The sequence below is a fragment of the Paenarthrobacter sp. PAE-2 genome, from assembly GCF_026013155.1.
In the GTDB taxonomy this organism is placed as follows: domain Bacteria; phylum Actinomycetota; class Actinomycetes; order Actinomycetales; family Micrococcaceae; genus Arthrobacter; species Arthrobacter ureafaciens.
In genome coordinates this window covers 163772-176481 of record NZ_JAPDNV010000003.1, presented here as the reverse complement: position 1 = coordinate 176481, position 12710 = coordinate 163772, and the positions used below count along the sequence as shown (strand labels likewise).

The window sequence follows — 12710 nt, the reverse complement described above, 5'->3', positions numbered from 1 at the left end:
CAACGGTTAGGAAGTCCTTAGGCGATCTGTGAAAATGGGGGAATGAGCACCCAGTCCCCGACGCCTCAGTCCCGTCCGTCCAATACCGGCCACCATTCCGGGCATAACCACAGCTCACAGGGACAAAGCCTGGACCAGGCGCTGCAGCAGGCGGGCTTCTACCCCCGCCTTGTGGCCGACGTCGTGAACGACGCCCTGGATGGCAGGGACTGCCTGTCCCACCTGGTGCACTTGGAAACCCATTTCGACCGTGCCGAGGTCAGGCGCCACATCACCGTTCTGGTGCTCACCGAGGACATGCTGGTCATCACCCATGTGGACGACCAGCAGCTGGACGAAGCCGGTGAGCAGATTGTTGCGCAGATTTCCACCGAGTCCGTGCCCGTGGCGCAAATCCGGTCCGTGGTGCTGAGCTACATCTACGCCCAGCCGCAGGACTACAAACCGTCGGACCCCGTGCGGGAACTGACCGTGTCCATCGCCTGGTCCGGCGGACAGCGATTGGACATGGGGCCGGCCAGTTGCGGTGATCCGCAGTGCGAAGCGGACCACGGCTACACGGGCACCATCGCCCAGGAGGACATTGTCTTGCGCATCAGTGCAGAGGCCGACGGGCTCCAGGCAGTCCAGGACGCGAAAGTTTTCGCGAGGGCTTTGCGCGCTGTCAATACAGGCCAGCAAACACCGGTTCCGCACGCCGGCATCCCCGCTCCGCGGCCACGCTCAGGTGTCTTCAGCAACCGGCTAAGCCGCGGGCACCAGCGTTGAGCGTGGCTGCCCAACCCGATCCCCTTGCGGCGCCCGATCTTCCCTCACCGCCCCTTTTTGGCAGTAAATCCATAGCGGAAGTCTTCACCAGCGCGGCGGCAAGCCTGGGCCTTCCGGGGTTCAGCAACCACCTCAAGCTTCCCGCGGCGGACCGGGTTTGCGTGGTCCTGGCGGACGGCTTGGGCCGCGGGCTCCTGAAACAGAAGGCTTCACACACGCCCTTCCTCCGCTCAGTCGTCGCGGGCGGCCAAGGGAGCGTCCCAACCTGGATTGACGCGGCCTTTCCCAGCACCACGGCAGCATCGCTGGCCAGCCTGGGCACAGGCAGGCCGGCGGGACACCACGGGATGGTTGGGTACGACGTCCTGGACCCGGCCCAGGACAAGGTTGTCAATTTGCTGGGCAACTGGGATGCCCTGGTTGATCCCGCTGTTTGGCAGCCGCACCGCACGGTTTTTGAGCAAGTGGCCAACGAGGTCGACGTCGTTACGGTGAGCCTGCCCCAGTTTGGCAACTCACCCATGACGCAGGCCGCTTTGCGGGGCAGCCGCTTCGTCGGCGGGACCACCTTGCATGCACGCACCGCGTCCGCAGGCGAGGCAATGTCCGGCAGCCCCCGCTCCCTGATGTATTTCTACGTCAATGAACTGGACAAGGCAGGCCACCGCTACGGCTGCCAGTCCGCACGGTGGGAACATCAGCTCGAAGAACTCGACGCCACCGTGAAGCGGCTGTCGGCGTCCCTGCCGGCCGGTACCACCATTGTGGTCACGGGAGACCACGGGATGCTTGACGTCCCGGAGTCGCAGCGCCTGGACTATTCCGCGGATCCCGCGCTGGTGGCAGGTGTCCGGCACACAGCCGGCGAACCCCGCATGGTCCATCTCTACCTCGAACCGGACGCCGGGAATACCGTAAAGGAAGACCTCATCGCTGCCTGGCGGAAGCGCTTCGGGGAGCGCGTATGGGTATTCACCCGCGAGCAGGCCATAGCGGCCGGGCTCTTCGGCGAGGTCCAGCCCCAGGTTGCTCCCCGGATCGGTGATGTCATGATCGCGGCCCGGGACACCCTCGCGCTTTACGATGCCCGGCGCGTGCGCCCTGCCGCCATGGAAGTCGTGGGCCAGCATGGTTCCCTGACCAAAGCCGAAAGGGAAGTCCCGTTCCTTTGCTTTACGGCGACCGGCAGAAAAGGCGCCCGTGGCTGAGCTGGTTTTCTTCTCCGGAACGATGGACTGCGGAAAATCCACGCTCGCCCTGCAAATGGATTACAACCACCGGGCCAGGGGCAGGGGAGGGGTGAGGTTCAGCTGCAATGACCGCGCCGGGGACTCCACCATCTCCAGCAGGCTCGGCCTGCAGACGGATGCCGTTGAAGTGCACGGCAGCACAGACTTCTGGGACGAGGTAGTAGTCCGCAGAACCAGCGGGCTGCGCGTCGACTACCTCATCTGTGATGAAGCCCAGTTCTATGCCCCCGCCCAAGTGGAGCAATTGGCGCGCCTCGTGGACGAGATGGACGTGGACGTCTTCGCGTTCGGCATCACCGCCGATTTCCGGACCAAGCTGTTTCCCGGGTCCCAGCGGCTGATCGAGCTTGCCGACAGGGTCCAGGTCCTGCAGGTAGAGGCTCTCTGCTGGTGCGGCCGCCGTGCTACCCAGAACGCCAGGACCGTCAACGGCATCATGGTGGTGGAAGGCGAACAGGTGATGGTAGGCGACGTCGCTTCCAGCGGGAGCGACGCGGAACCCGCTGGCCTGGTGGGGTACGAGACCCTGTGCCGGCGGCACTACATGCGGAGGGTTACGGCCCATGGTGCCAACCTCATGGCCGGCTCCGACCAGACGTTGCCGTTCGACGTCGACGCGTGCCTGTGGCCCGGCGCGGGCGACATACGGGCTTAGTCGCCACGCTTAGTCGCCGCGGGCACCAAACACGATCTCGTCCCAGCTGGGGATGCTGGAGCGCTTGGGGCGTGAGGGCTGCCGTTCCACGGGTGCTTCGTCGCCTTTTGCTCCAGGGCGTTCCTTCGCCTCGGTGTCCTGGTGCTCTGTTGCCGTCTGCACGCGTGAGGTCCGGCTTTCCGCAGAGGCCGATCCACCCAACAGCTCATCCAGGCCGGGGCGCTTCACCGGAGCAGCAGGCTTGCCACTGTCCTTGGCTTCCTCTTCAGGGTGCGGCTCGCTTGGGGTCTTGCGACCCTCCAAAGGGGCCACAGGACGAAGGGGGCCGGCAACCACGGTGATTTCGCGGGTTTCCGTACTGACGCCGTCGTGCAGCCGGAGGGAATCTTCGGCGTCGTCGGAGTCGGAATGCCGCGGTGCGAGGCTGAGCCTGCTCAGCATTGACTGGCGGTTGTCCTTATTTGCCGCGGGAGCGTCCGCGGGGATTTCGACGGCGGGGTCCTGGCCGGTGTCCTGCGCGGATCCGTCTGCTTCGGGCCGTGGATGGGCTGCGGGGACGTTGCTGAGCAGGGCGGCCAGGGCGTCGTCAGCGTCCTCGTCCACGCCCAGGCGTTGTCCCCGGCGGGAGCGCAACATTTCCAGGAGGTTGTCCGAGTCCTTGGCAGCGGCGCGGCTGGCTGCATGGGCATCGGCTTCGAAGTCGAAAGGACGGTCCGAAACCGCCGTCAGGCGACGGGCCGGGACGGGGCCATCAAGAGGCTCAAGCTCGCTGAGTTGCTGTGCCCAACGGTTGGCGTTTTGCAGTGCCTTCCGTTGTGGACTGAAAGTCCACATGGCCGGCGGTTCCTCGCCGATGCTGCCGGCCGCGGCCGGTACGGCTTCAAAGCGCGCGACGACGGTCCATGAGCCGTCTGCCCGGCGCCAGGAATCCCATTCAACGGTCGAGGGGTCGATGCCGTGTGCCGACAGCCGGTGTCCGACCATCTCTTCAAGGGTGGCGGGGTTGTCCCCGAAGGCAGTGCGGTAAGCGTCGTGGCCGGGTACCGGGGAAGCGACTTCAACCTTGCGGGCTTGCTGGGCCACGTAGTCACGCTCAGCGAGGACAGGGCCTTCGTACCGCTGGACGTTGGCCAGGGGGAGGCCGGAAAGTTCGGCGACCTCCGCTGCGGTGGCGCCGCTGCGGATCCGGGCCTGGATGTCCCGGGGCGACATGGCCACGGGAGTGATCGATGCCCGCGCGGCAACCTGGGCAGGGGTCCGGCTCGCCGCGGCACGCAAGGCCTCGTCGATCGGAAGCTGGAACATCGCACCGCCGGGTCCGCTAAGGAGCAGATGCCCGCCGTCGTCGTGGACGCCTACCAGCCGTAGATCCTGCATAACACCCTCCACCACATGGCATAACTGACATTCGAAACTCTGCCACCCGAGCAGGCCTTTTCCTGTTAGGAGAAAGGGCGTGCCGTGATATTGGCGCTCAAAGCGGTGATATTGGCGGCCCATGCGTCGATCTTGGCGGCGAAGTGCGCCGTTTTTCCGGGTGCTCGGACCGGTTGCGGACCCTATGGACAAAGCCTGCCGGGAGGAGGAAAATCTGGCCGATAATCGGGCACAAAAACGCGGTGCCCGGCGTTACATGTGAACATCCGGGCGTGCCGCCCAGCGAACCGCCCGGTCCAAACCACTGCCTGTATTAAGGACGAAGAAGGACCATGGCCACGGACTACGATGCCCCTCGGAAGACCGAGGAAGACGTCAGCGAGGACTCCATTGAGGAGCTCAAGACGCGTCAGCCGGGAAAACAATCCTCGGCGGTGGATGTCGACGAGACTGAACTGGCCGAGGGCTTCGAACTCCCCGGAGCGGACCTTTCCGGCGAAGAACTGCTCATCCAGGTGATGCCGCCGCAGGCGGACGAATTCACGTGCTTCAACTGCTTCTTGGTGAAGCACCGTTCACAGATTGCTGCGGAGCGCAACGGGCACCTCTACTGCACGGAGTGCGAGGGCTAAGGGCGCTGTTCCCGGGTTTCGGTCAGGGGCCCGGTTTCGGTCAGGGCAGCCACCAGTTCTTCCGGCCTGCGTGACGACGTGAGCCAATAGGGGGTCCGGTCGGCCGGATCGGTGATCTGGATCTTCACCACGGGATCGATCCAGCCCCGGAAGCACATAAAGGCGAGTCCGTTCAGGCGCGGGCCGCGCTCGGCGGTGGCTTCGGCGCCCCGGAAGGATTCAACGGTCCCGACGAACTTGCGCTCGATGCTGGCCCGCCCGACGCGCAGGTTGGTGCCGGACACGGTGATAGTGGGCGTCGACAGGATCAGCAGCGTGGTGATGATCGTGAGCAGGACCAGTGCGGCGATGATGCCGGCGGCAGCGCTGATGGGGGAGAACATCAGGATTCCCGCACCCGAAAGCCCCACGGAGATGACCCAGATCCATGGTGAGGGCCAGAGTTTTTCCTTGAAGAGGAACTCCGGCGCCGAAGAAGCGCTCCGGGCAGGCATGGAGGCGGACTGGTCAGGCGTAGGCATGCACCCAGCTTATCCGTCGGCGTGGACCCACGTAGAATGGACGACTGTGAGCAACGAGACCGCAGTATTCAGCACAGACGCCGGCGCAAGCGGGGCGGGAACCGACAACCATGGGACGTATGGAGCTCCTACGCTCGAGGTCCGGTTGAAGATGCTTGACGAAGGACTCGAAGCACCGTCCTACGCCCACCCCGGTGATGCCGGCGCCGACCTCCGCGCCCGTGAAGACGTATATCTTGCACCGGGGGAACGGAAGCTGGTTCCCACCGGCGTTTCCATTGCCCTGCCCGACGGCTTCGTGGCGCTGATCCACCCCCGTTCCGGATTGGCCACCAAGCACGGTCTGACCGTCGTCAACGCTCCCGGCACCGTGGACGCAGGCTACCGTGGCGAAATCGCCGTGACGCTCCTGAACACGGACCAGCACAAGGCCATCGAACTGAAGCGCGGCGATAGAATTGCCCAAATGGTGATCCAGCGCGTCGAGTACGCGCGCTTCGTGGCCGTCGACGAACTGAGCGGGTCGGCACGGGGTGCCGGTGGCTTCGGTTCCACCGGAGGCTTCGCCACGCCCGTCGCCTGATCCGGGGCAGGCGACCCGCCAAGGCATACATTTCACGCGTGAAAGAGCAGCCCCTCCGGCATTGCCGAACTTTGACGCGGTTGCGGTTTACTGGGGGATAGACCACTACTAAGGAGACAACCCACATGGTTTTTGGGCGCAAGAAGTCCAAGGCTGACCGGCCTGAATCCGCAGACTCCGAGCTGGAAAGCACCGGCGGCTCCGCAGCGGGAGAACCCGGCAAGGGCGACCTCCGCCAGAGCAAGGGCCCGTGGGACATCGACGAAGTGGAGGACCGCGACGGCTACGTAGACCTGGGCGCCCTCCTGATCGCTCCCACCGAAGGCCTGCAGTTGCGGCTCGAGGTGGAGGAAGCCACGCAGCGCGTGGTGGCAGTCACCATGGACCTGGGCGGTTCGAGCCTCCAGCTCCAGGCGTTTGCCGCGCCACGCTCCGAGGGCCTCTGGGAGGAGATCCGGGAGCAGATCAGCCAGTCCGTGGCCAGCCAGGGCGGTGAATCGGAAGAGATCGAAGGCGCTTTCGGAATCGAACTGGTCGCCAAGCTTCCCGCCGAAGCTGCCGATGGCAGCCGCGGATACCGTGCTGCCCGCTTCATGGGTGTGGACGGCCCGCGCTGGTTCCTTCGGGGCGTTCTTGGCGGAGCTGCGGCCCTGGAGCGCGAGGCTGCTGCCCCGCTGGAGGATCTCTTCCGCCAGGTGGTGGTGGTCCGCGGTGGAAACCCGATGCCGCCAAGGGAACTGCTCCAGTTGCGCCTGCCCAAGGATGCCGCGGCCCAACCGCCGGCGCCCCAGGGCGGACCCGGAGTCCAGCGTCCGGAACGGGGCCCGGAGATCACCCAGATTGGCTGAATCACCAGGGCTGCCCGCCCGGGAAGGCCGCTCCGGGCCTTCCGGTCAGGGCATTAAGGACTTGCCGGTCCGCGGCAGGGCCACCTGTACGGGCTTTATTGAGTCCGTCACCCATCAGCCGCCCAGCGAGCAACCGTTCTTCTCCGCAATCGTGGTTGATGCGCTGGAGCATGGCTCATTGTTGGCGGGCAGGGGCGGCAGTTCCCGGAAGTCCTACCAGCGGCTGCGCGTCGTGTGGTTGGGCCGCACCCGGGTGCCCGGCATCGAAGCCGGGGTCCAGCTGCGTTTGAACGGCATGGTGGCCCCGGTCGGCGGGCTTCCCACCATGTTCAACCCCCGGTACGAAATACTTTCCCGTCAGGAGAACCAATGACCGTGGCCAACGGATCCGATCCCAAAGACGGCAACCCGCCACAGCCGCCCTCCGAAGGCACTCCGGCCGGCCAGGCTGCAGATCATCGGCGGGTTGCCCCTGAACCCGGAACCGCAAATCCTACTGTGGCGGACCTTGCAGCGGGCTACGCCAAAAAAGCGGGCCTGCACCGCAACAGCGCCGGCCATGTTGACATGCTGAAGTCGGCCGGCGGAATCCAAGGAATTGCCGAAAGTATCCTGCCCGGCTTGGTCTTCCTGGTGGCTTTTACCATTACCCGGGACCTGACCCTCTCCTTGGTCGGCGCCCTTGCTGCTGCCGCCGTCTTCACGGTGGTGCGGTTGGTACAAAAGCGGCCGTTGACCCAAGCGCTGGCCGGCGTGGTCGGCGTCGGTATTTCCGCGTGGCTGGCCAACAGCACCGGCAAGGCCGAAGACTTCTATGTCCTGGGCTTCCTGACCAATGCCGCTTACATAGCGGGCATGGTCCTGTCCATCATCCTCAAATGGCCCCTCGCCGGGCTGCTGTTCGGCTTTGTCCGGAACGAAGGGCTGGACTGGCGCAAGGACCCCGAACGCCTGCGGGTCTATCAGCTGGGCACATGGATTGTGGTGGCCGTCCTGGCCCTGCGCCTTATAGTGCAGGTTCCGCTGTACCTCATGGGTGAGGAAGGGCTGACCGCGCTTGCCACCACGAGGCTCCTCATGGGCGCGCCGCTGTACATTTTGGGACTGTGGGTTGCCTGGCTGGTCACCAAGCCTGCGCCTCAGCCGTCGAACCCGTCATCCTCCACGGACTGATCCGGGACCGGAACTGCTCCCTCGCGATGGTCGCTGCCGTCCGTTGACCCCGGGGAGAGCAGCGCGCGCAGCCCGTCTTCAGCCGCGATCGTGGTGACGAAGAAGAGCTCGTCGCCGCCGTCCAGGACGTCGTCGCGGCTCGGCGTGATGGGGGCTTGATCGCGGAGGATGGCCACCAGGGTGGCATCCTCCGGCCATTCGATGTCTCCCACCGTGCTGCCGATGATGTGCGAGTCATGCGGCACGGTGAACTCGACGATCGACGCCACGCCCGTCTGCAGCGTCAGGAGCCGGACGATGTCCCCGATCTCCACGGCCTCTTCAACCAGCGCCGTCATCAATTGCGGAGTATTGACTGCGACGTCCACGCCCCAGGAGTCGTTGAACATCCAGTCGTTCTTGGGATTGTTGACCCGGCCGACGGTTCGTCCCACGCCGAATTCGGTCTTGGCGAGCAGGGAAACCACCAGGTTCACCTTGTCGTCGCCGGTGGCGGAAACCACGACGTCGGCGTCCTCCAGTTTGGCGTCCTGCAGGGTGCTGAGTTCGCAGGCATCGCCCACCAGCCATCGGGCACCGCGGAGTCCGCTGCGGCCGATGACCTCGGGTTTCAGGTCGATGAGGAGTATTTGGTGGTTGTGGGCCAGGAGTTCGCGCGCAATGGAGGATCCAACGCTACCGGCGCCGACGATGACAACTTTCACTACGACTCCTTGGCAGGTGCTTTGGCGAGGACACGGCTGATCTCGGTTGTCCTGTCAACGCTGATCATCGCGTGGACGGTGTCACCCTCCTGGTAGGACGTTCCGGGCCCGGGAAGGAGGCCTTCCCCGAACCGGGTGAGAAACGCGATCCGGATGCCGGCTGCAGCCTCAATGGCGGCGAGGTTCTGGCCTATCCAACCGTCGTGGAGGTCCACTTCGGCCAGCACCAGCCGGCCGGACGGTTCCCGGTAGTCACCGGCAAGGTGTTGCTCGGGGAGGATGCGGCGCAGGACCTGGTCCGCGCTCCACCGCACCGCCGCCACGGTGGGGATGCCAAGGCGCTGGTAGATTTCCGCGCGGCCGGGGTCGTAGATGCGGGCCACAACGTGCGCGACGTGGAACGTTTCCCGTGCCACGCGGGTGGCCAGGATGTTGGAGTTATCGCCGCTGGAAACGGCCGCGAATGCGTAGGCCTCTTCAACGCCGGCTTGCTTGAGGGTATCGCGGTCGAAGCCGACGCCCGTTACTTTGCGGCCGGTAAAAGTGTTGCGGAGGCGGCGGAAGGCCCGCTCGTCCTGGTCAATGATGGCCACCGAGTGGCCGGAGTCTTCCAAGGTGTGTGCCAAGGTTGCGCCAACACGGCCACAACCCATGATCACGAAGTGCGCCACCGTGTCTCCTTTTGATGTATCCGAACCGCTCCGTATGACTTTACCGGTGCGAACGTCGCGTTGACGTTACCGCAGTCATGACACCGCCGGGGTTTCCCGTCATGACATCGCCGGGGATTCAGAGTAGCTTTGCGGAGTGCTGACAATACTGAATGCGGCCAAGCGGGTATTGGTGGGTCGGCCGGTCCGGAATGACCGCTTGTCCCACACCTTGCTGCCCAAACGCATTGCGCTGCCGGTCTTCGCCTCGGATGCGCTTTCTTCCGTGGCCTACGCGCCGGATGAGATCCTTCTGACCCTCGCCCTGGCCGGGGTCAGTGCCGTTGCCTTTTCGCCGCTGGTGGGACTCGCCGTCATGGTGGTCTTGCTCACGGTGGTTGCTTCCTACCGGCAGAACGTCCACGCCTACCCGTCCGGTGGCGGCGACTACGAGATCGCCAATGTCAACCTGGGCAATTATGCGGGACTCACCGTGGCTTCGGCACTGTTGGTGGACTATGTCCTCACGGTTGCCGTGTCCATGTCATCGGCGGCCACTTACCTAACCACTGCCATCCCTTCACTGCACGGCCAGCAGGCCCTCATTGCGAGTGTCGGCGTCGTGGTCCTTGCCTTGGTGAACCTGCGCGGCGTCAAGGAGGCCGGCAGCGTCTTTGCCGTGCCGACCTACATCTTCATGGCCTCCATCCTGGGCATGACGGTGGTTGGCATCTTCCAGGCGCTGACCGGGCAGCTGGGCGAGGCTCCCTCAGCCAACTTCACGATTGTTCCGCAGCCCGGATTCGACGAAGGCCTGGTGGGCCTCGCCGGCGCCTTCCTGCTCCTGCGTGCGTTCTCCTCCGGTGCGGCTGCGCTGACCGGCGTCGAGGCCATCAGCAACGGCGTGCCCAACTTCCAGAAGCCAAAGAGCAAGAACGCAGCCACCACGCTGCTGTTGCTGGGGGCCATCGCAGCCGCCATGCTGGCCGGCATCCTTTATTTGGCCAATGCCACCAAGGTGCACATCGTCCTGGACCCTGCAACCGAGTTCCTGGTGGACGGCAAGCCCCTCCCTGAGGGATACATCCAGAACCCTGCCATCAGCCAGATCGCAGACACGATCTTCGGCGCCGGGTCGATTCCGTTCTACATTGTGGTTGCAGCCACCGGCATCATCCTGGTGTTTGCCTCCAATACCGCCTTCAACGGCTTTCCGGTCCTTGGTTCGATCCTCGCCCAGGACGGCTACCTCCCCAGGCAGCTCCGCACGCGCGGCGACAGGCTGGCGTTCAGCAACGGCGTCCTGGCATTGGCCGCGGGCGCGTTGGTGCTGATCCTTTCGTTCGATGCCGATGTCACCAAGCTCATCCAGTTGTACATCGTGGGCGTGTTCATCTCGTTTACGGCGAGCCAGCTGGGCATGGTCCGGCACTGGGGCCGCGAGTTGAAACTCGTCCGGGACAAAGCCCTGCGGCGGAGGATGATCAAATCACGCACCATCAACATGGTGGGCTTCGGCATGACCGCGCTGGTGCTGGTGATCGTGTTGATCACCAAGTTCGAACAGGGCGCGTGGATCGCCCTCCTGGCCATGTTCATCCTGTTCCTGATCATGTGGAGCATCCGGGCCCACTATGACAACGTCGCCAAGGAACTGGCCGTCGACGAAGACTCTTCGCCCCGAGCACTGCCCACACGGGTGCACGCAGTCCTGCTGGTCTCCCATGTCCGCAAACCGGTGCTTCGTGCGCTTGCCTATGCCCGTGCATCCCGTCCTTCCCGCCTGGACGCCATCACGGTGGACATCAACGCAGAAGAGACTGAGCATACGGTCCGGGATTGGGAGAAGCTGGAAATTCCCGTACCCTTGACTGTCCTCGCCAGTCCGTACCGCGAGACGGTAACGCCCATCATGGAATACATCAAGAACATGCGGAAAGACTCTCCGCGGGACCTGATCGTGGTGTACATCCCCGAATATGTGGTGGGCAAGTGGTGGGAACAGCTGGTCCATAACCAAACCGCACTGAGAATCAAGACGCGGCTCCACTTCGAACCCGGCGTCATGGTCGCCAGCGTTCCCTGGCAGCTGAAGTCCTCCGAAGAAGCAAAGGCACTGCAGGATAACCAATGACCCCCAAGGAAACTTCCACCCGGTCCCACGAAGCGGGCAACCAGGGCACTCCAGGTACAGAACTGGTGGTGGACATCGGTCCTATTGCCCACGGGGGCCACTTCGTGGCACGGCATGATGGGCGCGTCATCTTCGTCCGCCACGGGATACCCGGCGAAAAGGCACGTATCCGGCTTACCGACTCCGATGCGGAATCGCGTTTCTGGCGTGCCGACGTCGTCGACGTCCTGGAACCTTCACCCGACCGCGTGCCGCACATCTGGAAGAACGCCGATTCACCCTCCGCCTGGCGGCGCGGCGGTCCGCCCGTGGGCGGCGCTGAGCTCGGGCACATTGCCTTGGAGCGGCAACGCTCCCTCAAGTCCGAGGTTCTCGCCGAACAGTTGAAACGGTTGGCGGGAGTGGAACTGTCCGTGCCTGTCGAGGCTGTGGGAAACGACGACGACGGCGGCCTCGGCTGGCGTACGCGTGCCGCCTTTGCGGTCACGGACAACGGCCGGCTGGGTATGCACGCCCACCGTTCGGACGTTGTGGTTCCGGTGCGGGAGATGCCGCTGGCCCACCCCGGCATCAACCAGCTGCGGTTGTGGGAGGTGGACCTGACCGGGATCGAGCGCGTGGAAGTCGCCGCGCCTGCCAACGGTTCGAGGCCCCTGGTGCTCTTGGCTCCACGCGAAGGGACAAGCCCCAAGCGCCTGCACTCCATAGCGTCCGCCTTGCCGGAGGACGTGTCGGTTGCCGGCTTCGAACCCAACGGACAGGTGGTGCGGCTCCGCGGCAGGACCTGGGTGCAGGAATCGGCGGCGGGCCACGAATACCGGGTGACGGGGGAGGGGTTCTGGCAAATCCACAAGGATGCACCCGCCACGTTGGTCAATGCGGTCAGCGACTACCTCTCGGGCGGGGGCTACCTCCAGCCCGGTGCCGTCGTCGCGGACCTCTATGCCGGCGCGGGGCTGTTCACGGCACCCCTGGCTGATGCAGTGGGAATTACCGGTTCGGTGCTTTCGGTGGAGGGTTCGCCGGGAACGAGCCGCGACGCGAAGAAGAACCTCCATGGCCAAAGCCACGTGGAAATCGTGCAGGGGCGCGTCGAGCGCGTACTCCACCAACGGCAAAGGAACTTTGATGCCCTCGTCCTGGACCCGCCCCGGGCAGGGGCGGGCAAGGCGGTGGTTCGGCAGCTCATGGAGAGCGGCCCCCGTGCAATTGCCTATGTGTCATGCGATCCGGCATCGTTTGCGCGTGATTTGGGTTACTTCCAGCGGGGTGGCTGGCAGCTGGCGGAACTGCGGGCGTTCGACCTGTACCCGCACACCCATCACATGGAAACCGTGGGCTTGCTTATCCCCGGAGCATAGGTCCGGGGGCAACAGGCCCGCACAGTAGTGGGGCAATAGTGATTCGAGCCACTA

14 protein-coding genes are annotated in these 12710 nt (G+C 64.7%); 10 read left to right on the top strand and 4 right to left on the bottom strand.

From position 1 onward, the window contains the following. The first annotated feature begins 42 nt into the window (after positions 1-42). From OCL88_RS02995 to OCL88_RS02985, 3 genes are read left to right on the top strand one after another with little or no spacing between them, the layout of a single operon-like run. The gene (locus OCL88_RS02995) at positions 43-768 is read left to right on the top strand and encodes a DUF5998 family protein (protein WP_021473113.1); all 726 of its coding nucleotides are present in this window, start codon (positions 43-45) and stop codon (positions 766-768) included. Then, positions 765-1976 carry an alkaline phosphatase family protein gene (locus tag OCL88_RS02990; RefSeq protein ID WP_201434711.1) on the top strand — a complete coding sequence of 404 codons (1212 nt, stop codon included), beginning with the start codon at positions 765-767 and terminating at the stop codon, positions 1974-1976. Before OCL88_RS02995 ends, OCL88_RS02990 begins: the two co-directional genes overlap by 4 nt. Beyond that, positions 1969-2673 (top strand): thymidine kinase, encoded by a 705-nt coding sequence (locus OCL88_RS02985; RefSeq protein WP_166186167.1) that lies wholly within the window; start codon positions 1969-1971, stop codon positions 2671-2673. Before OCL88_RS02990 ends, OCL88_RS02985 begins: the two co-directional genes overlap by 8 nt. A gap of 9 nt (positions 2674-2682) precedes the next feature. On the opposite strand, the gene sepH is transcribed toward OCL88_RS02985, so the two are convergent. After that, on the bottom strand, positions 2683-4050 hold the full coding sequence (gene sepH, locus OCL88_RS02980; RefSeq protein WP_264961568.1) for a septation protein SepH: 1368 nt from the start codon (positions 4048-4050) through the stop codon (positions 2683-2685). 332 nt (positions 4051-4382) lie between these two features. Here sepH and OCL88_RS02975 point away from each other — a divergent pair, with 332 nt between their 5' ends. After that, on the top strand, positions 4383-4682 hold the full coding sequence (locus OCL88_RS02975; protein WP_021473108.1) for a DUF4193 domain-containing protein: 300 nt from the start codon (positions 4383-4385) through the stop codon (positions 4680-4682). Here OCL88_RS02975 and OCL88_RS02970 read toward each other — a convergent pair. Further along, positions 4679-5176, bottom strand: a complete 498-nt coding sequence (locus OCL88_RS02970) for a DUF3093 domain-containing protein (RefSeq protein WP_264961587.1) — start codon at positions 5174-5176, stop codon at positions 4679-4681. The two genes, OCL88_RS02975 and OCL88_RS02970, sit on opposite strands and share 4 nt — an antisense overlap. A gap of 73 nt (positions 5177-5249) precedes the next feature. Between OCL88_RS02970 and dut the strand changes: the two genes are divergently transcribed. The 4 genes from dut (at position 5250) to OCL88_RS02950 (ending at position 7807) form a co-directional block, all read left to right on the top strand. Beyond that, positions 5250-5786 carry a dUTP diphosphatase gene (gene dut / locus OCL88_RS02965; protein WP_264961567.1) on the top strand — a complete coding sequence of 179 codons (537 nt, stop codon included), beginning with the start codon at positions 5250-5252 and terminating at the stop codon, positions 5784-5786. Between the two features lie 125 nt (positions 5787-5911). After that, entirely contained in the window at positions 5912-6634 is a 723-nt protein-coding gene (locus OCL88_RS02960) for a DUF3710 domain-containing protein (RefSeq protein WP_021473105.1), read from the top strand. Continuing rightward, entirely contained in the window at positions 6627-7007 is a 381-nt protein-coding gene (locus OCL88_RS02955) for a hypothetical protein (RefSeq protein ID WP_227471383.1), read from the top strand. Before OCL88_RS02960 ends, OCL88_RS02955 begins: the two co-directional genes overlap by 8 nt. Beyond that, positions 7004-7807, top strand: coding sequence for a DUF3159 domain-containing protein (locus tag OCL88_RS02950; protein ID WP_264961566.1), 804 nt, complete (start codon positions 7004-7006; stop codon positions 7805-7807). Before OCL88_RS02955 ends, OCL88_RS02950 begins: the two co-directional genes overlap by 4 nt. On the opposite strand, the gene OCL88_RS02945 is transcribed toward OCL88_RS02950, so the two are convergent. Further along, positions 7774-8511: a potassium channel family protein gene (locus OCL88_RS02945; RefSeq protein WP_062096184.1), complete on the bottom strand. Its 738-nt coding sequence runs from the start codon at positions 8509-8511 to the stop codon at positions 7774-7776. The genes OCL88_RS02950 and OCL88_RS02945 overlap by 34 nt on opposite strands. After that, positions 8511-9182 (bottom strand): potassium channel family protein, encoded by a 672-nt coding sequence (locus tag OCL88_RS02940; protein ID WP_021473101.1) that lies wholly within the window; start codon positions 9180-9182, stop codon positions 8511-8513. The genes OCL88_RS02945 and OCL88_RS02940 overlap by 1 nt, the downstream gene beginning before the upstream one ends. A 136-nt stretch (positions 9183-9318) precedes the next feature. Between OCL88_RS02940 and OCL88_RS02935 the strand changes: the two genes are divergently transcribed. Both OCL88_RS02935 and OCL88_RS02930 read left to right on the top strand, forming a co-directional pair. After that, the gene (locus OCL88_RS02935) at positions 9319-11295 is read left to right on the top strand and encodes an APC family permease (RefSeq protein ID WP_264961565.1); all 1977 of its coding nucleotides are present in this window, start codon (positions 9319-9321) and stop codon (positions 11293-11295) included. Further along, entirely contained in the window at positions 11292-12656 is a 1365-nt protein-coding gene (locus tag OCL88_RS02930; RefSeq protein WP_264961564.1) for a class I SAM-dependent RNA methyltransferase, read from the top strand. The genes OCL88_RS02935 and OCL88_RS02930 overlap by 4 nt, the downstream gene beginning before the upstream one ends. Positions 12657-12710 lie beyond the last annotated feature (54 nt).

Bases quoted from the DNA above. Each gene is read 5' to 3' on its own strand.
- OCL88_RS02995 (WP_021473113.1), top strand. From the start codon at position 43: ATGAGCACCCAGTCCCCGACGCCTCAGTCCCGTCCGTCCAATACCGGC.
- sepH (WP_264961568.1), bottom strand. From the start codon at position 4,050: ATGCAGGATCTACGGCTGGTAGGCGTCCACGACGACGGCGGGCATCTG.
- OCL88_RS02975 (WP_021473108.1), top strand. From the start codon at position 4,383: ATGGCCACGGACTACGATGCCCCTCGGAAGACCGAGGAAGACGTCAGC.
- OCL88_RS02970 (WP_264961587.1), bottom strand. From the start codon at position 5,176: ATGCCTGCCCGGAGCGCTTCTTCGGCGCCGGAGTTCCTCTTCAAGGAA.
- OCL88_RS02960 (WP_021473105.1), top strand. From the start codon at position 5,912: ATGGTTTTTGGGCGCAAGAAGTCCAAGGCTGACCGGCCTGAATCCGCA.
- OCL88_RS02950 (WP_264961566.1), top strand. From the start codon at position 7,004: ATGACCGTGGCCAACGGATCCGATCCCAAAGACGGCAACCCGCCACAG.
- OCL88_RS02930 (WP_264961564.1), top strand. From the start codon at position 11,292: ATGACCCCCAAGGAAACTTCCACCCGGTCCCACGAAGCGGGCAACCAG.